The sequence below is a fragment of the Pseudoalteromonas sp. QJM3NY_22 genome, from assembly GCF_056173065.1.
The window spans coordinates 2632099-2657581 of sequence record NZ_CM149655.1 but is presented as its reverse complement, the minus strand read 5'-3'; the positions used below and the strand labels follow the sequence as shown (position 1 = coordinate 2657581).

At 39.3% G+C, this 25483-nt stretch carries 16 protein-coding genes and 3 pseudogenes; 10 read left to right on the top strand and 9 right to left on the bottom strand.

The features are described from left to right. Nucleotides 1–250 precede the first annotated feature (250 nt). From AC0VZ4_RS12075 to AC0VZ4_RS12065, 3 genes and pseudogenes are all read left to right on the top strand, one after another. Nucleotides 251–1294, top strand: a complete 1044-nt coding sequence (locus AC0VZ4_RS12075) for a flavin reductase family protein (RefSeq protein WP_475439784.1) — start codon at nucleotides 251–253, stop codon at nucleotides 1292–1294. Continuing rightward, on the top strand, nucleotides 1291–2343 hold the full coding sequence (locus AC0VZ4_RS12070; protein WP_475439783.1) for a fatty acid desaturase family protein: 1053 nt from the start codon (nucleotides 1291–1293) through the stop codon (nucleotides 2341–2343). Before AC0VZ4_RS12075 ends, AC0VZ4_RS12070 begins: the two co-directional genes overlap by 4 nt. 168 nt (nucleotides 2344–2511) lie before the next feature. Then, nucleotides 2512–3078: pseudogene (locus AC0VZ4_RS12065) on the top strand (IS982 family transposase); the annotation flags it as partial. A gap of 18 nt (nucleotides 3079–3096) precedes the next feature. Here AC0VZ4_RS12065 and AC0VZ4_RS12060 read toward each other — a convergent pair. Beyond that, nucleotides 3097–4429: pseudogene (locus AC0VZ4_RS12060) on the bottom strand (IS1634 family transposase). A gap of 96 nt (nucleotides 4430–4525) precedes the next feature. Here AC0VZ4_RS12060 and AC0VZ4_RS12055 point away from each other — a divergent pair. From AC0VZ4_RS12055 to tnpC (AC0VZ4_RS12045), 3 genes and pseudogenes are all read left to right on the top strand, one after another. Next, nucleotides 4526–4849 (top strand): annotated as a pseudogene (locus AC0VZ4_RS12055) (transposase); the annotation flags it as partial. Between the two features lie 132 nt (nucleotides 4850–4981). Then, nucleotides 4982–5983 carry a branched-chain amino acid aminotransferase gene (locus AC0VZ4_RS12050; RefSeq protein ID WP_475441649.1) on the top strand — a complete coding sequence of 334 codons (1002 nt, stop codon included), beginning with the start codon at nucleotides 4982–4984 and terminating at the stop codon, nucleotides 5981–5983. A 105-nt stretch (nucleotides 5984–6088) separates the two neighbouring features. After that, entirely contained in the window at nucleotides 6089–7528 is a 1440-nt protein-coding gene (tnpC, locus tag AC0VZ4_RS12045; RefSeq protein ID WP_475439782.1) for an IS66 family transposase, read from the top strand. A gap of 92 nt (nucleotides 7529–7620) precedes the next feature. On the opposite strand, the gene AC0VZ4_RS12040 is transcribed toward tnpC (AC0VZ4_RS12045), so the two are convergent. Then, nucleotides 7621–10191, bottom strand: a complete 2571-nt coding sequence (locus tag AC0VZ4_RS12040) for a TonB-dependent receptor plug domain-containing protein (RefSeq protein WP_475439781.1) — start codon at nucleotides 10189–10191, stop codon at nucleotides 7621–7623. 719 nt (nucleotides 10192–10910) lie between these two features. Next, nucleotides 10911–11225, bottom strand: coding sequence for an Mpo1-like protein (locus AC0VZ4_RS12035; protein ID WP_475439780.1), 315 nt, complete (start codon nucleotides 11223–11225; stop codon nucleotides 10911–10913). 167 nt (nucleotides 11226–11392) lie between these two features. On the opposite strand from AC0VZ4_RS12035, the gene AC0VZ4_RS12030 reads away from it, so the two are divergent. Further along, on the top strand, nucleotides 11393–13549 hold the full coding sequence (locus AC0VZ4_RS12030; protein ID WP_475439779.1) for a prolyl oligopeptidase family serine peptidase: 2157 nt from the start codon (nucleotides 11393–11395) through the stop codon (nucleotides 13547–13549). Nucleotides 13550–13819: 270 nt separating this feature from the next. Then, nucleotides 13820–15259, top strand: a complete 1440-nt coding sequence (gene tnpC / locus AC0VZ4_RS12025) for an IS66 family transposase (protein WP_475439674.1) — start codon at nucleotides 13820–13822, stop codon at nucleotides 15257–15259. A 722-nt stretch (nucleotides 15260–15981) separates the two neighbouring features. Here the strand turns inward: tnpC (AC0VZ4_RS12025) and AC0VZ4_RS12020 are convergent. The 3 genes from AC0VZ4_RS12020 to AC0VZ4_RS12010 form a co-directional block, all read right to left on the bottom strand. Next, nucleotides 15982–16950 (bottom strand): IS30 family transposase, encoded by a 969-nt coding sequence (locus tag AC0VZ4_RS12020; protein ID WP_475441477.1) that lies wholly within the window; start codon nucleotides 16948–16950, stop codon nucleotides 15982–15984. A gap of 120 nt (nucleotides 16951–17070) precedes the next feature. Next, complete coding sequence (locus tag AC0VZ4_RS12015; protein WP_007378406.1) at nucleotides 17071–18189, bottom strand: ISAs1 family transposase; 1119 nt, start codon at nucleotides 18187–18189, stop codon at nucleotides 17071–17073. A 134-nt stretch (nucleotides 18190–18323) separates the two neighbouring features. Beyond that, on the bottom strand, nucleotides 18324–19616 hold the full coding sequence (locus tag AC0VZ4_RS12010) for an anti-phage deoxyguanosine triphosphatase (RefSeq protein WP_475439778.1): 1293 nt from the start codon (nucleotides 19614–19616) through the stop codon (nucleotides 18324–18326). A gap of 375 nt (nucleotides 19617–19991) precedes the next feature. Here AC0VZ4_RS12010 and AC0VZ4_RS12005 point away from each other — a divergent pair, with 375 nt between their 5' ends. Together AC0VZ4_RS12005 and AC0VZ4_RS12000 are read left to right on the top strand one after the other, a co-directional pair. Continuing rightward, nucleotides 19992–20798 carry a glucosaminidase domain-containing protein gene (locus tag AC0VZ4_RS12005; protein WP_475439777.1) on the top strand — a complete coding sequence of 269 codons (807 nt, stop codon included), beginning with the start codon at nucleotides 19992–19994 and terminating at the stop codon, nucleotides 20796–20798. Further along, nucleotides 20791–21459 carry a DUF2987 domain-containing protein gene (locus AC0VZ4_RS12000; protein WP_475439776.1) on the top strand — a complete coding sequence of 223 codons (669 nt, stop codon included), beginning with the start codon at nucleotides 20791–20793 and terminating at the stop codon, nucleotides 21457–21459. The genes AC0VZ4_RS12005 and AC0VZ4_RS12000 overlap by 8 nt, the downstream gene beginning before the upstream one ends. A 71-nt stretch (nucleotides 21460–21530) precedes the next feature. Here AC0VZ4_RS12000 and AC0VZ4_RS11995 read toward each other — a convergent pair whose 3' ends face one another. The 3 genes from AC0VZ4_RS11995 to AC0VZ4_RS11985 are packed head-to-tail and all read right to left on the bottom strand — an operon-like array spanning nucleotide 21531 to nucleotide 25256. Then, nucleotides 21531–22535: a LacI family DNA-binding transcriptional regulator gene (locus tag AC0VZ4_RS11995; RefSeq protein ID WP_475439775.1), complete on the bottom strand. Its 1005-nt coding sequence runs from the start codon at nucleotides 22533–22535 to the stop codon at nucleotides 21531–21533. 23 nt (nucleotides 22536–22558) lie between these two features. Further along, a complete protein-coding gene (locus AC0VZ4_RS11990) occupies nucleotides 22559–23881 on the bottom strand; it encodes a glycoside-pentoside-hexuronide (GPH):cation symporter (RefSeq protein WP_475439774.1) in 1323 nt (440 codons plus the stop codon). A 46-nt stretch (nucleotides 23882–23927) separates the two neighbouring features. Then, nucleotides 23928–25256 carry a GH1 family beta-glucosidase gene (locus tag AC0VZ4_RS11985; protein ID WP_475439773.1) on the bottom strand — a complete coding sequence of 443 codons (1329 nt, stop codon included), beginning with the start codon at nucleotides 25254–25256 and terminating at the stop codon, nucleotides 23928–23930. Nucleotides 25257–25483 lie beyond the last annotated feature (227 nt).

Here is a 25483-nt window from a genome sequence, read left to right as displayed (position 1 = left end):
GGCATAAATAAATTTGTTAAGTGTTGAGTTGAATGAAAAATACACACTTACATATTTTAAAATTATCTCTTTACAGGAAATTGTTTAAGCAAATTGCGCTAATAAAAATTGAATAATTACTCTATTAGGGTTGAAAACTTAAAATTTGAGCGTACACTTGTGCGCTGAAGTTTGGGCGTACACTTGTGCGCTGAAGTTTGGGCGTACACGTGTAAGTTCAAAGTAATTAAGATTTGATAGAGATTTAACCATGATGACTCAAGTATTAAACCAATTTTCAAAATGGTTTTTACACCATCAAAGTTTTGCAGGCTACATAGAGCCAATAATGCAGGTGTTTAAACCTGCGTGGCGTGCAGGGCAGTTTAGAGCGCAAGTAGTTAGTACCGCTGTGCTTGATGGCGGTTTTTTAAGTGTGCAACTCAAACCAAGCAAACAATGGCAGGCGCATACGTCAGGGCAGCATATAAGTTTAACGGTTGAAATTAATGGGCGATTACTAACACGCGTTTTTACCGTGGCCTCAAGCGCTCAGCAATTTAAAAATACAGGTTTGGTGCGCTTACTAATCAAAACAAATGCGCAAGGGCGCTTTACAGGCTTACTCAGCAGTGCATTAAAAGCGGGGTTGTGGTGCAATATTTCTGCGCCAAGCGGCGATTTTGTATTTAAAAACACACATACGCCAGCCACTTTTATTGCAGGCGGCTCGGGTATAACACCTATGCTGGCTATGCTTGATGATTACTTAAGCCAAACTACGCAAAAAGTCTCGTTGGTGTATTACGCAAAAGCCACTGAGCATCAATGTGTTGATGAGCTGAGTGAGTTGGCAGCGCAATTTGAGCATTTTTCGTTTTTATTATTAACGCGTGAGCAATCAAGCGACATAACCAGCAATATTAAGACGTGGGAAAACCCAGATATTTACTGCTGTGGCCCTGCAGCATTTATGCAAACGGTGAGTGATTTTGCTAAAACGCATAAGCTAAATTACTACCAAGAGGCCTTTGGTTTAGCGTTGCCTAGCTTAAACGACGACAGCCAATTTAATGTAAAAATTAACGCCAGTGCCCATGTTGTATCGGGCAACGATGTTTTACTACCTCAGTTTGAAGAAAAAAAGCTACCCGTTAAACGCGGTTGCGGTATTGGTATTTGCCATCAATGCCAATGTATTAAAAAGTCAGGCGTGGTACGTAATTTAAAAACAGGTGAATTGAGTGACAACGGCGAGCAATTAATCCAACTTTGCGTAAGCCAACCTGTTAGTGATTTGGAGTTACAATTATGAAAAACATTAACTATGACATGCTCGCAAGTGAGCTAGATGCCATTAAAATGGAGACCCTTGGCAAAGTTGGCCAACAAGATGCCGACTACATTCGCTCTGTTGTACGCAAGCAGCGAGTGTGTGAATGGAGCGGGCGAATTTTGTTAATGCTTGGTTTTATTCAGCCATTATTGTGGGTTGCAGGCGTGCTGCTATTAGCGCTTGCTAAAATTTTAGACAATATGGAAATTGGCCACAATGTAATGCATGGTCAATACGATTGGATGAACGACAAGCAACTTAACTCACAACATTATGAGTGGGACATAGCGTGCGATGGGCAAAGTTGGCACCGTATTCATAATTTTGAGCACCATACTTATACTAATATTATTGGTAAAGACAGAGACTTTGGCTATGGATTATTACGCCTGAGCGACGATTTTAATTGGCGTTTAAAAAATGTATGGCAGTTTATTACGTATATTAATTTAAGTGTGTTATTTCAGTGGGGCGTGTCGTATCACGAATTGGCTGCAGAGCGTGTTTTTATTGGTAAAAAGAAAGAAAACCGCGAAGGGCTTGTTTCACACTCTACATTAAAGCATCGCTTTTTTAGTAAAGGCGCTCGCCAATTAATTAAAGATTATGCGATATTTCCGTTACTTGCAGGACCTTTATTTTTATGGGTATTGGCGGGAAATTTAGTAGCAAACTTAATCCGCAATTTATGGACATCAACCATAATATTTTGTGGTCACTTTACTGAAGAAACGCAGACCTTTAAACAAGAAGACTGCGTAAACGAAACCCAAGGGCAGTGGTATTACCGCCAAGTACTGGGCTCGTCTAATATTAAAGGGCCGCATTGGTTTCATGTTTTAACAGGGCATTTGAGCTGCCAAATAGAGCATCACTTATTTCCTGATATGCCGTCTTCGCGCTATCAAGAAGTAGCGCCTCAAGTACAAGCTGTTTTACAAAAACACGGTATTGATTATCATACGGGTGGCTTTTTTAGGCAGTATAGCTCGGTATTAAAACGTATTATTAGGTATTCGTTCAAGTAAATTATTTACCTTTAAAAAATCGGCTAGTGCAACTGCATTAGCCGATTTTTTTGTTTATAGCACCCAGTGCGGTTAATTAACCTGAATCTCGTTTAAGAAATTGAACTAAATGCCTGTTCCGAGATCCGATCTTTCGACCAAAAACGATTGGATAAGCAAGGAACAGGCATGATTAAATTAGTTGAATTATTTTGCGATGTCGATGATTTTTGCAAAGTATTTATACCCCAATGGGAAAAACAATTACTCGAAGATGGCACCCAAAAACGTCAGCGTTCAGGACGTATGACGACCAGTGAAATTATGACTATTGTTATTAGTTTTCATATGTCACATCACCGAGATTTCAAAAATTACTACCTTGGCTATGTATCACTTATGTACAAAAGTGAATTTCCCAACTTGCTCAGTTACACACGATTTTTAGCCGTTATGCCAAGGGTAATTGTGCCGATGTGTGCCTATTTTACTTCACTTAAAGGTAAACCCACAGGCGTTGAATTCATTGACTCCACATGTATTAAAGTGTGCCATAATATTCGTATTCCAAGACACAAAACCTTTGATGGAATAGCCCAGCGTGGCAAAGGAACAATGGGATGGTTTTATGGCTTCAAGCTACATTTAATCGTTAATCACCATGGTGAAATTGTTGCTGCGAAAGTGACAACAGGAAATGTACATGATACTCAACCAGTGCGTGAGTTAGCGATCTGCCTGACGGATAAATTATATCAGGCATTGATCAGACCCCTAGGCAACTTTTTGGATTTTATATAAATGCAACGCATGTCCACCAATGAGCCTTATTATCTTTTCCCTGAACTCATCAAAACCATCCAAGCTGATTTTGTCGCCTTGCTGGAGTAGATTAATTCCCTCAAAACACTGAAAGACCCAACGTAATGTTGGGTTAGATATTTCTTTATTGATTTGATTCGCTTTCGTTTTCTTCAATTTCTGCCGTGATTTGCCATTCAATATTTTTTACTGGCGCATCTTTTTTAGGTCGCCCTTTACCTTCATAGACTTTATGCTTAATAAATTGCTGAGTCGCTATTTGATGATGCTTCATCTTTTTCGCTAATTTATCTAATGCGCGTTGTGCGTCAGTTTGACAAGCGAAACGTTGAGCTTGTAAATGGAAGAGGTCTTTTTTGATGCCTGTGTGTGCTCGCTCAACTTGTCGAACAATGCTTTTTTGTGCTCGGCTATTAGCTGCTTTTGAATAAATAATCATCCATCTTTGCTTTATCCCCATATGCTCAATCTCTTCAACAACATATTGATAGTTATCATCAATATTAACCCATTGGTTGGCTGCTATGGCTGTACTTATAGAGGATTTTTCAAGAGAAATTGTTGAAGGTACTAGCGTGAGAAATTGAATTTTGGTTAAAAACTCAGCATTACTTTTATGATAAAGTTTACAGTCCGCCACAAGGTATTTAGGAGCTTGGCTTTTTTTGAACTCGTCAACAAGCGCCTTACTTCGCGCTTTAAAAATAGCGGTGTCTGCGCTGTTACCATCCCAGTTTTTACATGCAAGCGGGATCCCACCATCTTGGCTAACAATGATTTCTTGTACGACTTGTTTTAAATCAGGACGGTGAGCCTTGCTATAGCCATGAGTAATTTTAATGACGTTTTCATCACTATCTCCATCATCAAAAGCATATTCACCTGTCAGTGAGTGACTCGTTGTATCAAGTGATTCAAAGGTTTTATCAACTTGTTCTATTTCACATGCTTGTCCGGAGACTAATGAAAATAAGCTTTCACAGCCAAACTCGAAGCATTGATCGAGAGTTCTACCAAGTTTGTGACGATTAAAATGTGATGCTTGAACCCCTTCACGAAATAAATGTTCAAGAGGCAAGTTAGTAAAAAATTGAGGGCTGAGTGATAAAGGTCGATTGGCAAAACCGAGTCCATTCATGATCATGCCTTTTACAGCTTCACCGGGGGTGATTTCTTGTTTATCGTCTTGAGGTAAGTATTGATCTAAAAGGCTGACAATTTTTAAGTCTTCTATAACACCTGAAACAATACCGTGATGGTCTAACCGTTTGATTTTTAGATTCATATACACCTCAAAGTTGAGATGTTATTTTATCAAATTAAAGAGAATTAAGCGTTTAAATTAAATCGAAATTTTTGAAATTGGTCTGATCAATGTCTGTTATATGGTGACAAAGGGTATTTAAGTAAAGCTTTAGAAGCCGATTTACTCGATAAAGGGGTAAAGCTCATTACGACGGTTCGCAAAAATATGAAGGCAAAAGCGATGTCATTATGGGATAGAGCAATGCTTTCAAAACGCTTTATAATCGAAACAATTAATGACCAGCTCAAGAACATATCCTTCATTGAACATTCAAGACATCGGAGTATGAACGGCTTTATGTTGAATTTAGTCGCTGGATTGGTGGCTTATTGCTTGAAAGAAAAGAAGCCACACCTTAATTTAACTGACGTAGAGCTTAACGCATTAGTTATCGCTTAAGCAGAACTCAGGTTAATTAGTAAACAGCACTTGCAAAAATTTCTCATAGTTAATTAAAAAAGCCTTACTTTAGCTATGGTTAAATAGCGTGTGATTGTCATACAATGGAGGAAAATAGACCACACAAGAGAGATTAAAATGGCCGCATTTGGTACCGTGTTTATGCCGCAGATGATTCAAGCTCGTTTTTCTGATAATAAATGGAGCGAAAGCTCAATTGTTCCTTGCGATAAACTTGAACTTCATGCTGGTGCGCACGTTCTTCATTATTCAAGTACATGTTTTGAAGGCTTAAAAGCCTTTCGCCATGAAGATGGTTCTGTTTATCTTTTTAGAATGGATGCAAACATTGCACGCATGCAACAAAGCTCAGCGCTATTAAGCTTACCGAGTTTTGACAGTGATATGCTAAAAACGATGATTATCGATATTATGCGCGAATACGCAAATGAAACGCCATTACCGCCGGGCTCTATGTATATTCGCCCAACGCACATTGGTACTGAGGCTGCCATTGGTAAAGCGGCAGCGCCATCAATGAGCTCGCTTTTGTACACGTTATTATCGCCAGTAGGTGATTACTTTGCCGGTGGTGCAACTGCACTGCGTGTACTGCTTGAAGAAGATGGCATGCGCTGCGCTCCGCACATGGGTATGGTAAAAAGTGGTGGTAACTACGCCAGTGCACTAGCACCTATTAGCGCTGCACGTATAAAGTATCAAGCCGATCAAATTTTATTTTGCCCAGGTGGCGACGTACAAGAAACCGGTGCTGCTAACTTTATTTTAATTGATGGCAACGAAATTATTACTAAAGCGCTTGATAGCACGTTTTTACATGGTGTAACGCGTAATAGTATTTTAACCATAGCCAAAGATTTAGGTATGACGGTAAGCGAGCGTAACTTTAGCGTTACTGAGCTACTAGAACGTGCTGCTAAACCAGGTACTGAAGCCGCGCTTTCGGGCACTGCAGCTGTACTAACTGCTGTGGGGACGTTTATTCATAACGATAAAGAATACAAAGTAGGTACTGGCGAGCCAGGCCCAACGACTGCGCGCCTTCGCCAAGCATTGAACGATATTCAATGGGGTAAAAGTGAAGACAAACATGGCTGGTTAACTAAAATTTAGGTAACTATTCACCATGGTAAATTATTTTCAAAGGAACTTTTTTAACTATTGACCGATCCCGCCAGTATGCCAAGATAGGGCTATGACCTAATAGCCCTAGCTTCAATGAATTTAAACAGCATCAACATCGACGAAATCGTTGAGAAAACCAAAGCTCAATTACAAGAAGGTAAAACTCTCACGCCTGCGCTGAAGATGTCTATTGAACTCATTCTGGTTGTCGTTGTTATGTTGGCAAGTAAATTAGGACTTAACAGTAACAATAGCAGTATCCCGCCATCAAAAGACATCAACCGAAAAAAACAAGACAAAGAGAAATCAGCCAACTCAGCGGGTGGTCAAAAAGGCCGAGCAGGTAAAACACTAACCCAAACACAGACGCCTGATGAGATCAAAGTCATCCTAGTTGAACGTGATTTTTTACCGAAAGGTCACTACCGTGAAATTGGCTTTCAAAAACGACAGGTTGTCGATATAGATATCAGAAAAGTGGTCACTGAATACCAAGCACAAATTCTGGAAAATGAGCAAGGTAAGCGTTTTATTGGTGAATTTCCAGAAGACGTTAACAGTCCTATTCAATATGGGGTTGGTGTAAAAGCCCATGCAGTTTACCTATCCCAATATCAATTACTCCCTTACAACCGCATTGAAGAATATTTTTGTGATCAACTCGGTATTCCAATCAGTGCGGGTAGTTTATTTAACTTTAATGAACAAGCAGCGGCCTTGGTAAAGTCCTCCGGCGCAGAAGCCGCGCTCAAGAAAGCCCTGAAAACGACTTATCAAGCCTTACACGTTGATGAAACGGGGATTAATATAGGTGGTAAACGACGATGGCTTCATGGTGCATCAACGACGTGGTGGACGTATTTTTACCCGCATGAGAAAAGAGGGAAAATAGCGATGGATGACGCCGATATTTTACCTCACTTTACTGGGGTACTATGCCACGACCACTGGAAACCGTATTATCAATATACACAGTGCCAACATGCCTTGTGTAATGCACATCATATCCGAGAGTTAGAAAGGGCATGGGAGCAAGACGGTATGCAATGGGCAAAGGATTTGCAAACCCTACTGACTGAAATCAATAAACATCAAATAGATAACCCCGAGCTAGATGCAGACACAAAAGCTCACTATATAGAGAAATATCAACAAATATTGGCTCAAGGTGACATTAAATGCCCTCCACCGGATAAAAACAGCCGAGTAAAAGGCCAGCGAGGCAGATTGAAACGAACAAAGTCTAGAGCGTTGTTAGAGCGGTTAAGAGATTATCAAGATGATGTCTTACGGTTCATGACGGAAACGGCGGTGCCTTTTAGCAACAACCAGGGTGAGAATGATATTAGGATGACCAAGGTTCATCAAAAGATATCTGGGTGCTTCAGAAGCATGCAAGGTGCAGAGATGTTTTGTTTAATCAGAAGCTACCTCTCGACTTGCAGAAAACAGCATGTATCAGCAAGCCTAGCCCTTGAGTTACTCTTCAAAAATCAGTTACCTGATATATTTATTGAAAATGTGGCTGAATAGTTACAAATTTAGTTTTTAATTTAACCCATTAAAAAAGCCACCTAATTAACTTTAATTAGGTGGCTTTTTACGTCGTTTTACAATTTAGCGAATTAGAACTTCATTTCTATTTTACCGTACACGTAGCGTCCGTTAAATCCATACGCTGAGAAGCTAGAGTAAGCAAATAAACGCGAGAAGGTTGTTAAATCGTCAACATTTTCACGGGTTGCGTCTGGGTAAACATCAAAAATGTTATTAGCACCTAAGCTCAGCGATACGTTGCTAGTAAGCGAGTAGGCCACATCTAAGTCAGTTATCCATTTAGGTTTAAGCACTTCGTTACGTTCTGGGTTATCTGATGGGTCTTGTGTTTCACCGTAACGCGTTGTTCTAAGCGTGGTGCGCCATTGATCCATATTCCATGTTGCACTTAAATTGTATTTATTACGCGGTGTACTTACTTCAAAACGACGTAGTTCGTTACCAGAGAATAAGTTGTCTTGATCGAACCCAGCACCTTGCAGAGCTGCTGGTGGGTCAATTATATCGGTAACTTCATTTTTACCGTAGTTATAACCTAAGTTAAAGGCAACATCGCCGTAACCATCGGTTGGTACATTATATGAAGCTACAACATCAACACCGCGCGTTTTACTGTCAATTGCGTTTAAGAAGAAACGACCTTGGTTAGCGCCTGTACCTTCAAGAAGTTGCTCAATAGCAGCGCCCGATAAGTTGTTTGATAGCACAATGCGGTCATCAATTAATATTTGGTAGTAATCAACCGATAAGCTGAAATTAAAGTCGGTAGACCATGTAAAACCAACGCCGTAGTTTGTGGCTTCTTCAGCATCAAGACCCGGTGAGCCCAGTGCTTTTGCTACATCGCTGCTTGGTGCAAAGGTACCTGTTTCGGTTGGTTCGCCATCAACAAATACAGTGGCCACTGAGGTAAAGTATTGCTGCTGCAAAGAAGGTGCTCTAAAACCAGTAGAAACAGAGGCGCGTAGTGCTAAGTCTTCAGTTAATGAGTAACGAGTTGCAATTTTACCATTAACGGTATCGCCAAAGTCTGAGTAATCCTCGTAACGAGCGGCAACTGTTAGGTTCCAATCATCGGTAAGGTAAGTTTCAAGGTCTATATATAAGCTCACGTTATGACGGCTATTATCACCTTCGGATTCGGGTGTAAACCCCGGGAATACTTGTGCCCCCGCTGCGCCAAATGGGCCATCAACTGGGTCGGTTACTGCGCCTCCTGGGCCAAATGTGCCTTGTGCATATGATGCTTCTTCGCCTGCATCTATTTGGTATCCTTCGCGGCGATACTCAGCACCTACAGCTACGTTTACAGAGCTTTCTAAAAAGCTGACGTCTACCTCGCGGCTAAAATCAACGTTTAAAGTAAGTTGATCGTAGGTAAGTGTTCCTGCATCAAAGCTTGTTTGGCTAGTAGGGCCGTATGAAGTATTTAAGCTGTTGGTAACACCAAATTCAAATGCATCTTGACCATATACGGCCGATACATCGTAATTCCATTCGCTTACGAAGCCTTTAACACCCAGAGCTAATGAAAAGTCATTTATATCTGAGGTAATAACCGGTAAAAAACCATCAGGATAAATCTCTTCTACGTTACGACTATCGCTTGCGCGACGATAAAAACCACCACCTTCACCTTCACGTTTGCTGTAAGAGCCAAATGAATATAAATCGGCGTTGTTTGTTAACTGGTAACCCGCGTTGTAAAAAACAGAGAAGTCTTCAACATCGCCATTACCAAAATTATGGTTATAGCGATTTACGGTCAGTTCGCGTGGGTCGAGTGAGCCATCTTCTAATCGTGCATAGTTTTCACGTTGGTCGTAGTCTGAGCGGTTAGTTGAATGGCGGTCGCGGTATTCTGTTGAGATGTTTAAAAAGCCATTATCGCCTAGTTCAAAACCCATATTACCTTGTAGGGTTAATGTTTGACCGTCGGTTAACGAGCGATCGCTACCCTCGGTAAAGGCTAAATCACCATCACTGCCTTCAGATACTGATTTTAGCTGTGGTACACCATCCATTTCAGTAACGTTTGCGCCGTAGTTTGCTGAAAACGAGCCACCGCTGCTGGCACTTTTAAGTACAATATTAATAACACCGGCTATAGCATCAGAGCCATATTGCGCAGCTGCACCATCACGTAATACTTCAATGCGGGCAATAGCATTTGCTGGTATCGCATTTAAATCAACCGATGATGAACCACGACCCGTTGAGCCATTTAGGTTAAGCAGTGCATTACTGTGGCGGCGCTTGCCATTAACAAGCACTAGTGTGTGATCGGGTGCTAAGCCACGAAGCTGAGCGGGGCGTACATGGTCGCTGCCATCAGTAAGTGATGCTTGTGGGAAGTTAAAGCTGGGTAATAAACTGCTAAGCAGGGCATTCGTTTCAGTAAAGCCTGAATTTTTAAGTGCATCTGCACCAATTATATCGATGGGTACTGCGCTGTCTTCTACTGTACGGCCTAATCGGCGAGAGCCAATTACGCTTATTTGTTCGATGTTTTCTTCTGCTTTAGTGTCTTGCTCTGCAGCATTTACTGAGAGCGAACCAAGTAGTGCAGCAGACGCGCTCATTGCGAGTAATATTTGTGGTACCGATTGCTGTAATTTAAATAACGGTTTTCTATTCATGCTGTATTTCCCCATACCCATTGAATTATTTTAGTTTTGTACAAAAAGATTAATAATACCAAGCCGCAATAATACTTAATCATTTTTAGGGGCTAAACGTGTCGCTACCTGCATTAAAAAATTCTCATTTACGACTGCATGGATGCAGAAGGTAGAGCAATGCAGGAGCAATTGCCGAGAACAACTTAATAGCGAATTTTTTGCCTAGCTATCAACACGTTTTTCCATCCTCAAAATAGATCACTTAATTAAGCGAATTGGTATAAACTTTTTTGTTACCTTGAACATATACTTAATTAACAAAGTCAGTCAATTGAATAACATTCAATTAATTTAAGGATTTTTATAATTACATTTGGTTGTTTTTTATAATGATCATTGTTTTAGTTATATAGCGAAGGTAATTGCTAAGTAATTGATGGATAATGAATTATATTTAAAAGTTAAATTTAACGTTTAATTAACTGGTAAGATGAGGTTGATGGGTTGAATTAATTTAGAGTAGGGAGCCGTTTTTATTGGGCTGACAATAAACAACAGTTGATCTATAAATATTTTTAAAAATATAAAATACAAACACACCTATTAAATGTTAACTAAATTAACATTTAATAGGTGTGTTATAAATTATGTACTACTTATTAGAACCTATACTTTAAAGCATGAAGCAATTTTGTTTTTATAAGTAATTGGTATAAAAAAGAGTGCTAAAAATAGTGTTAAAATTTAATTTTTCCTACAAGCATATCTTTAAACATTACCCAATCTCCCCACAAACTGTAAAAAGGGTGTTTAAAAGTAGCAGGGCGATTTTTTTCAAAAAAGAAATGCCCGACCCACGCAAATCCATATCCAATAACAGGTAACAGCCATAATAAACTGTATTGTTGTTTTATTAATGCTATTGCGCTTACAGCAAGAATAAGTGTACTTCCTATAAAATGTAAGCGGCGGCAAATAACATTGCGGTGCTCTTTTAAATAATAAGGGTAGAAGGCTTTAAAGCTTTTAAACGTGGGGTTTGTACTTTGCATAGTGTGCTCTTTTATTGTTTTTTATTTTAATGAGAGTTGTGCTATTAAAGCGTAAGTTTACATTTGTTTACAGCGATAAATGGCGCTTAACGCATCTAAATAGACAAAAGGGCTAAAAGTTAATAACTTAGATACACTATTGATAATAAATAAGAACGAAGTTCATCATGTTTAAGCAAACCCTAGCATGTGCTGTAATTGTAGCGCTTAGCGGCTGTTCAGAGCCAACTAATACGCTAACTCAAGAAGAAGTAAAAGCACCTATGAAGCAAGTTAACGCAGTTATATACCCAGAAACAAAAAAAGGCGATATCGTAGACACCTACTTTGAAGAAACCGTTAGTGACCCATATCGTTGGCTTGAAGATGATATGAGCAGAGAAACTGCCGATTGGGTTAAAACGCAAAACAATTTAACGTTTTCTTATTTAGAACAAATTCCTTATCGCGATAAGTTAAAGCAGCGCCTTGAAAAACTAATGAATTACGAAAAAATAGGCCCTCCTTTTACTGAAGGTGATTACACCTATTTTTATAAAAACGATGGTCTGCAAAATCAATATGTTTTGTACCGCAGTAAAGATGGCGGCGACGTTGAAGTATTTTTAGATCCAAACAAGTTTAGTGACGATGGTACGACGTCTATGTCGGGTTTATCGTTTTCAAAAGATGGCTCATTGCTCGCATATCAAATATCTGAAGGTGGCAGCGATTGGCGTAAAATTATAGTTATTGATGCACATACTAAAGAGCAAGTTGAAGAAGCGCTTGTTGACGTTAAATTTAGTGGCATTGATTGGTTAGGCAACGAAGGTTTTTATTATTCAAGTTACGAAAAACCTAAAGGCAGTGAACTTTCGGCTAAAACAGATCAGCATAAAGCGTATTACCATAAGCTAGGTACTGCACAATCTGCTGATAGTGTTGTACTTGGTGAAACTGATGAGCAAAAACATCGCTATGTAGGCGCCGATGTAACTCATGACGGCCGCTACCTATTTATTTCGGCAAGTACATCTACTTCAGGCAATAAGCTGTTTATAAAGGACTTAACAAAGAAAAACAGTGAATTTGTAACGGTTGTTGGAAATACTGATTCAGATACATCAGTGATTGATAACGAAGGCAGCAAGCTGTTTTTAGTTACTAACCTTAATGCACCAAACAAAAAAGTAGTGACGGTTGATGCAAGCAACCCAAGCCCTGAAAATTGGGTTGATTTAATTCCTGAAACCAAAAACGTACTAAACCTTACAAAAGGTGGCGATACCTTTTTTGCCAACTACATGGTTGACGCGATTTCGCAGGTAAAACAGTACAACAAAAAAGGCGAGCTAATTCGCGAGATTACATTACCAGGCGTGGGTACTGCAGGTGGTTTTGGCGGTAAAAAAGATCAAACAACGCTTTATTATTCGTTCACTAACTACAAAACACCAGGTACTACTTATACGTTTGACGTAACTACGGGTGAATCGGGTGTTTATCGTAAGTCGGCTATTGATTTTAATAGTGATGATTACACGTCTGAGCAAGTGTTTTACACCTCAAAAGACGGTACTAAAATACCGATGGTAATTACCTATAAAACAGGCATTAAGCTTGATGGTTCTAACCCTACAATTTTATACGGTTACGGTGGTTTTAATATTAGTTTAACGCCAAGCTTTAGCCCCGTTAATGCAGTATGGCTTGAGCAAGGTGGTGTGTACGCCGTTGCTAATATTCGCGGTGGTGGTGAGTACGGTAAAGACTGGCACAATGCAGGCACTAAATTGCAAAAGCAAAATGTGTTTGACGACTTTATTGCCGCAGCTGAGTACTTAAAAGATAAAAAGTACACGTCTAAAAAGCGCTTAGCACTTCGCGGTGGATCTAATGGTGGTTTGTTAGTTGGCGCAGTGATGACGCAGCGCCCAGACTTATTTCAAGTGGCTCTACCTGCTGTAGGCGTACTTGATATGCTGCGCTACCATACATTTACTGCGGGCGCTGGTTGGGCATACGACTACGGTACGAGCGAGCAAAGCAAAGAAATGTTTGAATACATTAAAGGTTATTCACCACTTCATAATGTAAAAGCAGGTGTTGAGTATCCAGCTACTATGATCACAACTGGCGATCATGATGACCGCGTTGTCCCTTCGCATTCGTTTAAGTTTGCCGCTGAGCTTCAAGCAAAGCAAACAGGTAATAATCCAACGCTTATTCGCATAGAAACCAATGCGGGGCATGGTGCAGGTACACCAACGAGTAAAACAATTGAGCAGTACGCTGATATATTTGGTTTTACGTTGTACAACATGGGCGTAGAGTCGTTATAAAAACACGCTAACTAAATAGTCAAAGCAAAAAGGCCGAGTAAATTAAATTTACTCGGCCTTTCCTGTTTTTAGTGTAACCTTTAAATATAAAGTATTTTTGAGTGTTCTTATTTGGGGTAATACTAAAAACATCAGATTATAAGATTCTAGAAAGGAAAGTTAGCTGTAACTATTCACCATGGTAAATTATTTTCAAAGGATCTTTTTTAACTATTGACCGATCCCGCCAGTATGCCAAGCTAGGGCTATGACCTAATAGCCCTAGCTTCAATGAATTTAAACAGCATCAACATCGACGAAATCGTTGAGAAAACCAAAGCTCAATTACAAGAAGGTAAAACTCTCACGCCTGCGCTGAAGATGTCTATTGAACTCATTCTGGTTGTCGTTGTTATGTTAGCAAGTAAATTAGGACTTAACAGTAACAATAGCAGTATCCCGCCATCAAAAGACATCAACCGAAAAAAACAAAACAAAGAGAAATCAGCCAAGTCAGCGGGTGGTCAAAAAGGCCGTGCAGGTAAAACACTAACCCAAACACAGACGCCTGATGAGATCAAAATCATCCTAGTTGAACGTGATTTTTTACCGAAAGGTCACTACCGTGAAATTGGCTTTCAAAAACGACAGGTTGTCGATATAGATATCAGGAAAGTGGTCACTGAATACCAAGCACAAATTCTGGAAAATGAGCAAGGTAAGCGTTTTATTGGTGAATTTCCAGAAGACGTTAACAGTCCTATTCAATATGGGGTTGGTGTAAAAGCCCATGCAGTTTACCTATCCCAATATCAATTACTCCCTTATAACCGCATTGAAGAATATTTTTGTGATCAACTCGGTATTCCAATCAGTGCGGGTAGTTTATTTAACTTTAATGAACAAGCAGCGGCCTTGGTAAAGTCCTCCGGCGCAGAAGCCGCGCTCAAGAAAGCCCTGAAAACGACTTATCAAGCCTTACACGTTGATGAAACGGGGATTAATATAGGTGGTAAACGACGATGGCTTCATGGTGCATCAACGACGTGGTGGACGTATTTTTACCCGCATGAGAAAAGAGGGAAAATAGCGATGGATGACGCCGATATTTTACCTCACTTTACTGGGGTACTATGCCACGACCACTGGAAACCGTATTATCAATATACACAGTGCCAACATGCCTTGTGTAATGCACATCATATCCGAGAGTTAGAAAGGGCATGGGAGCAAGACGGTATGCAATGGGCAAAGGATTTGCAAACCCTACTGACTGAAATCAATAAACATCAAATAGATAACCCCGAGCTAGATGCAGACACAAAAGCTCACTATATAGAGAAATATCAACAAATATTGGCTCAAGGTGACATTAAATGCCCTCCACCGGATAGAAACAGCCGAGTAAAAGGCCAGCGAGGCAGATTGAAACGAACAAAGTCTAGAGCGTTGTTAGAGCGGTTAAGAGATTATCAAGATGATGTCTTACGGTTCATGACGGAAACAGCGGTGCCTTTTAGCAACAACCAAGGTGAGAATGATATTAGGATGACCAAGGTTCATCAAAAGATATCTGGGTGCTTCAGAAGCATGCAAGGTGCAGAGATGTTTTGTTTAATCAGAAGCTACCTCTCGACTTGCAGAAAACAGCATGTATCAGCAAGCCTAGCCCTTGAATTACTCTTCAAAAATCAGTTACCTGATATATTTATTGAAAATGTGGCTGAATAGTTACAGTTAGCTTTCCTTATTATCATGATATGAGTTGTTATTATTTAATATTCGCTCGATCACAAAACACATACACTGTAATAGCAGCATGCTAGCACTAACCCACTGTAATCCATCATAGTTAAATATTATTGATATCAAAAATAAGCTACCAAATAGCCCAAGATACAATTTGTAATATCCTAAATTAATAACTCTTATTTTACAATTTTCATATGAAAGTATAGTTAACAATAAAATACTAAAAATTAAATATATTAAGGTAATAATGTAAGAGCTTGTTGAACCAAAAGCAAAAAAATACAACCATAAAAGATAGTAATTTATAAAACTTTCAAATGTTTCTTTACCAGAAAGTTCAAAAACTTTAATACAAATAAAAGGTGATATAAGCGGTAATAAAAATATAAAAAGTATATGTATATCCATAATAACATCCCAAATCGGAGGGTAATTTTTTTAGATTATATGATTAATGACAGACTTGTTTTATTATGTCTCCCCCACCAGAATTAGTCCAGACGTTCATACATACAAAGCCCCTTTCAAGATTTTAGACTCCATTCCAGTTACTTTCACCTTCAGAGCCACATCCTGATGATTGGCTTGAACGTACACTAATCAATTTACCAACCTTAATGACTAGCTTTTAAATTTACGGTTTTATTTGTATAAATATTTTATCTTTTGTTGTTCTTGAATTCAAGTATTAAGTGCAATCATTATGCAGCCACCAGAACTTCTGATTGCCCCGTAAATAACTCATGAGGGGTTTTATACCCTCTTGTTTTTCTTGGCCGATGGTTGAGCTTATCAACTGCCGCCTGTATTTCTGCTTCACTTAGCGACATAAAGTCAGTTCCCTTGGGGAAGAAGCGTCTAAGTAAGCCGTTGGTATTCTCATTTATGCCCCGCTCCCATGATGAATATGGGTGAGCGAAATACACATCCGCTTCTAATTTTTGTGCAATATGCTCATGGTGAGCAAACTCTTTTCCATTATCTAAAGTCACGGTAATAACCTTACCTTTATAGGGTGTCATACACTTGATCAGCGCATCGGCTGTTATTTTCGCATGCTTGCTTTCAATTCTGTGAACGACTGTATATAACGTTTTACGTTCAACCATTGTAACAAGGGCATTTTTACGCCCTTTGCCTATCACTGTATCGCCCTCCCAATCACCAATCCTAGACTTTGAATCCACAATACTTGGGCGTTCATCAATACTGACTCGATTAACTATCTGTCCACGTTTATCGTAGCTTCCATAGCGTTTTTTATACTTTTTACATGCACGAGTGAGTGTCTTATGTAGTTCACCACCACGAGCCTTGTCTCTGTAAATATATTGATAAATCGTTTCATGATGCAAAACGACCTTTTTCTCTAAAGCTAAGCGGCCTGCCACCTGCTCTGGCGAAAGTCCGTCAACCAACAATTTATTAATCCAGTCAGTAACATCATCTGTTAACTTACTTGCTTTGAAAGATGACTTGCGTCTTTGCTCTGCAAAATTATTGGCTTGGTTAGGTCGATAGCCTTTAAGCCCTTTATTGCGTTTTAACTCTCTAGAGATAGATGACGGTGAACGAGTGAGTTCATCAGCTATCTGTTTTTGGTTATTTCCTGCTTTTATTAACGCGTAAATCTGGTATCTTTCTGCTTGTGTCAGCTGTTTATATTTCATTAAAGCAATTTCCTTTGGCGAGAGAATGGCCGAATTATAACAGCTGACCATCTAATCTGAGAAATTGCACTTATTATCCGAATTTAGGGTTTTTAATCAGGGCAAGAGCATGAAAAAAGTCTATGCGTTCAGTACCTTTTCAAGGTAGGCTGTACTGCGCATAGCTTTTTTCTGTTTTGCGGGCATGCCTTTACTAAAACTTTTTTCTGCTTTTAGCTGATTAAATGCGATGTGTCTCAGCCCCGCAAATACAGGTGCTGCACCTTCGCGCCTAATTCGACACTCATCTTCTTTAAATCCTACATCTAAACGCCAATGTAATCCATTTTCTATTTGCCAATGTTGTCGTGCTCCTCTCGCGAGTTCTTCCGCTGTTAAATTCGCTGAACTAATATAGTATCTATAGCATAACTCATTGCTTAATTTACCTTTTTCTTTTCTATAAGAAACAATAACACCCACTGTTTTTACACCTTCCCAGTGTATCGTTTCTGATAAACCGCTCACGTTATGGCTCACTGCACAGCACCTAAATTCTTCTCTATTTTTTTGATAATCGGCTTCGTTAAACAAGAGCCCATCAGATGCTTGTCGTGCTACCTCAGGTAATAACACATCTTCTATTTGTGACAGTAGCCTTTTATGGTTTGCTTTTACCGCAAGTAAGTAATCGGCTTCTTTACCAACTATTTTTTTTGCAATTGATTTTTGACACCCCATAGCGTCAATCGTTACTAAGCAGCCTTTTATCTCTAATAATTCAAGCAGCTCTGGCAACGCTTTTATTTCATTCGACTTTTTATCAACAGGGCATTGTGCCAAAACAACACCATTTTCGCATGCAAATGCACTGATCATATAAAGCGCATCGCGTCTATCTGACTGATTAAATGAACCTTTCAATCGTTTACCGTCAATAGCAACTACACCGCCTTGAGTTAATTTGGAGCAGGCTTTCATCCAAGAAGAAAAGGAATCTTGGAATTGCGTCATGTCAATACGGCTCATTACACGAGCAATTGTGTCATGGCGAGGGATCCCTTGTTCAAGAAGAACATATTTTCTGAGCCAATCTAGTCTATCATGACCAAAATCTTCAATCTCTTCCCAGCCCTGACAGCCTGAAACAACAGCGCTAACAGCTAAGAATATGATATCAAATAGTTTATGAACAACTTTACCTTGTTGGCGAGGGTCGTCGATTGATTCGAAATATTTAAATAGCTGAATGTTAGACATGGGGATGCTCCTTAAAAAAGGAGTATAAGATCATACTTTTAAGTCAAGGTAAAGTTCGTGATCTTGCCCTGGGTTTTTAATCTAACAGATGAATAATTTTAAAATTAGTTTGAACCTAACCTCGTATTACATTTTTATTGCATAGGTGAAAACAATCGTTGATACGTTTTATAAGCGTACTCGTCGGTCATTCCGCTTAAGTAATCGCAAATTATACGCATCCCTTGGTTTTGCTTTTGCGCTTCTATGTATTGTGCTTGTGTTGTTTCGGGCAATAAACGCAGCGGATCGCTAGCAAAAGCGGTAAATAACTCTATTAGCAAATTTTGACCTTTAAATTCTATTTGCTGCATTTCGGGGTCACGTATTAAACGTTGAAACACAAAATGCTTAAGTATTTGCAATACACTGTCGTATTGGGCATCTAATTTAGCGGTGTACTTTAAAATAGGGCATTCAAAGTTATCGTTTTGAATATCCAAATGTATATGAATAATAAAGGTATTAACCAGCTCACCTATGGCATCTTTTCGCTCATAATCATTTTTTGAAAACAAGCGCTGGGTCAGCGATTCAAGCATGGCGTTTAGCCAGTCAAAGTTTAGTGCTTTTAAATGAGGCAGAGCATGAGTTTGCCAATCGTCTAATGTAAGTACATAGGTTGCAATGGCATCTTCTAAGTCATGAACGGCGTATGCTATATCGTCGGCATGTTCCATTATGGCGCTATCGAGCGATTTATACGTTGTTTTAGCGCGGTACTTATCAATAGCGGCATGGTTACCTAGCAACGCTTTATCGTTTTGACTCAGTGGCTCTACTATCCAATTGAATATGGCTGCATCGTCGTTGTATAACCCTTTGGCAGGTCGCCAATCATCCGCTTTTATAAATGCACGACCGGTTGTAGCATCGGGAATGGTATGCCATAGCTTATTAATAAACGCGGGGTATTTTATAAAACCTAATAAAGTACGACGAGTTAGGTTCATGCCGTGGCCATTACTGTAGGGCTCAAGTTTTGCAACTATGCGCAGTGTTTGTGCGTTACCTTCAAAGCCACCGTGGTCGCGCATCATGTAATTTAGCGCTATTTCGCCACCATGACCAAAAGGTGGATGGCCAATATCGTGCGCTAAGCACAGTGTTTCGAGCAGCCCTGTTGATGGAAAGTGCGTAAAGTCGCTATGTTGCGCTTTTAAGTGACGCAATATGCCGGTACCAATTTGCGATACTTCTAAAGAGTGGGTAAGGCGAGTGCGGTAAAAGTCGTTTAGGCCAATGCCCATAATTTGGGTTTTAGCTTGCAAACGCCTAAATGCAGCGGCATGAATAATACGCGAACGATCGACCTGCCACGGCGAGCGGTTATCGTTAGGACGATGTTTATATTGCTCTATTATTCGGCTTTGCCATTGTTTATCCATACTGCTTACCCACATATAGTTAATATTATTAAACTCAGCTCAGTATACCCATGGACTTATAAATTGCGAATGAACAAATGCACTACTTTTCGTTATTCGCGTTTATAAAGTGGCTTAGGTATAATGCGCCTTCGTATGCTTGTGTATAAACCATGCATAACCAGGGCGTGTTGATCTTTGTGGATTAAATTTGTTCAATCTAGGGGCGATTTTATCGCGGCGAGAGATTTGTAACCTAGTGGGCTAAGTAAGAATTGAGCAACAAAGAGTTAATCGCCCCTAGGAAGAACCCTTTGGGCAGCATAAATGCCAAATACACTGCTGCAAACTTAATCACTAAAGGTCAATACGCCCTAATATTAATAGAGAGAATAGATGTTAAAAACGATTTTTAAGCTTTTACTAACTGTATTTTTTGTTTGGGCGCTTGCTTACCCGTTTATACAAAGTGACGATGTTGAATCGGAAGAACAAACGTCAGAACAACCAAAAAAAGTGAAGAAAAAAGAAAAACCATTACATAATGTAAAATTACCAAAATTTTCAGAATTTAGTGATGTTAAAGAAAAAAAACATGCATTTTTTAGCTTTATTCGTCCGCACGTTGAGGCCGAAAACAAAAAAATATTACAGCAACGCGCTAAGCTTGAAATAGCACGCATGATGCTACAAAACGAATTACCTTTAGAAAAAAAGCAAAGCAAAGATATTGCAGCAATATTAAAGTCGTACGGCTTACCAACCACGATTAATACGCTAATACTTACGCAAGCACTGCGCCGTGTTGATATAATTCCTAAAGAATTAGCGCTTATGCAAGCTGCGAATGAATCTGCGTGGGGCACATCACGTTTTGCACGTATTGGCCTTAACTTTTTTGGTCAGTGGTGTTACACAAAAGGTTGTGGCATGGTACCAAAACGCCGTAATACTGGAGCTGCACACGAAGTTGCTGCGTTTAAATCGGTAAGAGCAGCTATAAATTCTTACTTTAAAAATATCAACACGCATCCTGCTTATAAAGATTTACGCGCGATTCGCGAAAATTTACGCCTTGAACAAAAGCAGATCAAGGCGACAAAACTAACGCAGGGTTTAATGTCATATTCTGAGCGTGGTGAAGCGTACATTGAAGAATTGAACACTATGATCAACCAAAATAGAGCTTACTTTGATGAATAAACGTATTCTAAATTGCGCGAATGTTATCTCGTTGTTGTTGCTTAGTACGACGGTATTTAACGCCAATGCGAGAGAGTTTGTAATGTCGTACGACGGTTTTTACGATCGCTTAAAGGTAGTTAACAAAGGCGATTTTCAATATGCCCGGGTTAATTTTTATATAAGTGATATAGCAACTAACGAAGCGTGCGCAATAAAAAGCGGTACTATTTTAACCGAAAAAAACGAGTATCCGCTTAACTTTACCGATAAAGCTCAGCTACTATTACCGTTCGATAAACAACTTGATAGCGATAAAGCGGTGATTGTAGTTCAGCCACAAAACCCTGAGCATGATTGCCAATTAAAGTTACAAATAGAAGCAAATGAACTTGAAGGTTTAGCGTTTTCAAAACAGTTGTTATATACCATTAACGAAGAACTTGATGAGCTGTTAACTGATCTGTCGGGCTTTTTTGTAAGCAAGTTAATGTGGTTTTTATTACCAGAGCAAAAAGGCGTAGCAGTTACATTTAAAAGCCCAATGCAATTTGATGATAAGAGCATAATGTGTGAAAAGTCAGTGTGTTACTTTGCAGTTGAAGATAGCTGGGAAGATGATAACGCGGTACTTGGCGATATATCGCACGTTATTAAAGTAACGCCTTGGATTGTTAAGTAGCTCACATATAAAAAGCGGCATTTAGCCGCTTTTTTGTACCAAAATCAGTACTCGTTTTTAGTCTTTAGTTTTTATTTAATAAGTGGTGCTGATGAATCTCGCTGCATTAAAGTGGGTTCAAAAAAGCGATTTATAACGAGGTTTTTATTTTGATAAACATCTTTAAGCACTAATTTAGCAGCCATCTCGCCCATTTTTTCGATCGGATTATCAATCGTCGTGAGTGTAGGGTACAGGTAGTTTGCAAAAATAACGTTATCAAATCCAACAATTGATAAATCGTTAGGTAAATTATAACCGTGCTCTCGTGCATACTTCATAGCACCGGAGGCCATTTCGTCATTGGCGCATACCAGTGCGGTAAAGCTAAGTTTTTCATCAATAAAATGTTTTAATCCTTTACTACCACCGATTTCGTTAAAATCGCCAATATAATAAAGCGCAGGGTCAAATTTAATACCAGCCTCTGCGAGTGCTTGTTTATGACCTTCTAAGCGGTTAAAAGCATCGGCTTTAAACTGCGGGCCTGCAATGTACGCTATTTGTGTATGGCCTTGATTTAATATCGATTTAGTGGCTAGGTAACCACCTAATTGATTATCTAGACTGATACAGTTGTCTTTTAGTTGCTCTACGTAACGGCTCATTAAATAAACGGGCGTAGAGCCTTTACTTAGTTTTATTAGGTAGTCGTCTGAAACGGCTTCTACGTGCAAAATAATAGCATCGCAGCGTCTGCTAATTAAAAACTCAATGCCTTCTTGTTCTTTGTCTTCTTCACTGTGCCCTGTGGTAATAATAACGTGTTTACCCGCAGCACGAAGCTCCGACTCAATACCTGCCATCATTTGGGCAAAGAAAGGACCATGTAACTCAGACACTAAAATACCGACACTGTTAGTACAGTTAGAGGCTAAAGATTGCGCTATTGAGTTAGGCTTGTAGCCAAGCTGCTCCATGGCATCAAGCACTTTTTGTTTGGTTTTATCGCTTACACGGGTATTTTTGTTCATCACGCGAGAAACGGTGGCTAACGATACGCCCGCAAGCTCTGAGACTTGATAAATTGTTGCCATGTTATTTGTTCACTCGCTTATCCTTAACTAGTTGTTAGTTTAGATTGAATATTTTCAACAACCTGATTAGTCAGTGTATATTTTTTCATTATGTAGGCAACAAATAAAGATCCAAAAGCAGGTAAGACAGTAAATGAAAGTAAAATACCGTGTTGAGTATCAATAGTTTGTACTACATCAGCCTGATAGCTATAAAAAGATAACAACCAGCCTGCAATTGCGCCGCCTACCGCCACGCCCATTTTAATAAAAAATATGACACCTGAATAAACTAAACCCGTAATGCGTACACCTGTTTTTTCATGCCCGTAATCTATAGTGTCGGCCATTTTTGCCCACAACAACGGGGTAGCCATATCTAAAAAGAATTTCCATAAAATAAAGGCAGTAAATGCGAGTACTAATTGATCTTCACTAATAAAGTAGCTAAAGCCGCAAATAGCGGCAGCAATAACTTGTAAGCTTATATAGGCTTTTATTTTACAAAAGCGCTTTGCAAGCGGTTGAGCTAAAGCACACCCTAGCATGCTTGCTGCAACGCCTAGAGTCATAAAGAGGGTGATTAAATCGTCTCGACCTAAATAGTATTTTACGTAGTAAACAGCAAGCGTAAGCCTTAATACTTGACCGGTAAGTAAAAAGAACGCAGCTAAGCAAAGCGTTCGCCATTGATCGTTTTTAATTAATGCTTTAACACTTTGTGTAAAAGGAATGTTTTGCTCTTTTGGCTGTTGTATACGCTCTTTTGTGCCTAAAAAACAAAGTAAAAACAGTACAAATCCTAAAATGCTCATTGCAGTCATTGTGTATTGATAGCCCTTGGCTGCATCGCCTTGGCCAAAGTACTCAACCATTGGCATAGTACAACCCGCTACTATTACACCGCCTAACATACCAAATACAAAGCGGTAAGACTGAATAGTCACGCGCTCTTTTACGTCGCTTGTAAGTACACCGCCCAGTGCACAATAAGGAATATTGATAGCGGTGTAAGCCACCATTAGCAGTGTGTAAGTAGTAAAGGCGTAAACTATTTTATCGGTGCCTTCTAAATTAGGCGTAGTAAACGCTAAAATACTAATAATGGCAAAAGGAAGTGAAAGCCAAAGTAGGTAGGGGCGAAAGTGCCCCCAGCGAGTATGTGTTTTGTCAGCAAGGTTGCCCATTAATGGATCGGTTACGGCATCAAAAATACGTACTGCTAAAAACATAGTACCGACAACAGCGGGTGATAAACCCACTACGTCTGTGTAGTACAGCATTAAAAACATCATAACTGTTTGAAAAATAATATTACTGGCGGTGTCGCCTAAGCCATACGCTATTTTTTCTTTTACACTGACCATGATTATTTATCCCGCTTTATACTTGTTTTTAGTTATGGGTATATTCTTATCTTTTAGAGATGAGTTCTTTATAAGCTAAGCCACTATTTTTGATAGTGCGTTGCTGAGTTTTATAATCTACATACACAATACCAAAACGTTTTAAATAGCCTTCAGCCCATTCAAAGTTATCCATGAGGCTCCAAGCAAAGTAGCCATGTATAACAACACCTTGCTCAACCGCATTATGAACCGCGTTTAAATGAGTATTATAATAACTTAAACGGTCTACGTCGTTAACTTCACCATTATTATACGTATCGGGCATGGCTGCACCATTTTCGGTTATATAAATAGGCGGTAAGGTATATATTTTATTAAGCGATACGAGCAAGTCGGTGAACGATTGCGGGTAAATTTCCCATCCCATATCAGTGAGCGGACCCTTAGGTGCAATAGGCTCATAAATGTCAGTAGGGTGCGCTTTATAAACTTGGCGGGTATAAAAGTTAATACCTAAGTAATCAATAGATTGAGAAATTAGTTCCATATCGCCCTCAAAAATCTCAGGCTGATGGTTTAATGGTAATTGATTAATTATATCAGGATATTGGCCATCAATTATTGGTTTTATATACCACTGATTAAGATAGTCGTCTGCAAATGCTGTGGCTTTTAAGTCTTTATCACTTTGAGTAAGGCTATAACACGGCGTAAAGTTAAGCACTATGCCATTTAAAGTATTAGGCGAGTTTTGCTTTAATACGCTCATAGCGAGTCCGTGGGCTAATAATAAGTGGTGCGCTGCTTTACGGCCATATTCTTTGCCCACTTTACCTGGGGCATGAATACCAATTTCGTAACCTAAAAATGCACTACAAAATGGTTCATTCAATGTGGCATAAGAGTGAACGCGATCGCCAAAGGCTTTAGTAATTAAATTTACGTAATGTTCGAAAGCGTAAGCTGTTTGTCTGTTAAGCCAACCGTCTTCATCTTCAAGATGTTGCGGTAAATCCCAGTGGTACAAAGTAACAAAGGCTTTAATATTGCGACGTTTTAGCTCATCTAAAATATCAGTATAAAACTTCACGCCTACAGGATTTAACTTTGCGTCTTGGGTCATCACGCGCGGCCATGAAATAGAAAGCCTGTAAGCATCTACGCCAAGTGACTCAATAAGGTCTATATCATCACGCCAAAGGTTATAGTGATCGCACGCGGTATGACCGTTTGAGCTATCGACTATTTTATTGGGCGTATCGCAAAAAGTGTCCCAAATACATGGGAGACGATCTTGTGATCCGCCTTCTATTTGAAAAGAAGCCGTGGCCACACCGTACACAAAGTTTTTAGATAAAAGCTGTGAATGGGGCGGTAGTGATAATTTTGTCATTAATAACAAACCTTTTGTTGGTCATTTACAGAGAGATCAGCCCTGTGTTTTTACTTAATTAATGCTGTATGCGTGGTACAAAAAATAAAAAGTGTTGAAATATACAGCTTGTTCGTATTTAATTGCACATGAAAGCGCTTACATTTAAGGTTAGTGTTTATTAATTCTTAGGTCAACTCTTTAATGCTTCTGGATGGTTTAAAGACAGCTAAAACTAAAACAGAGCA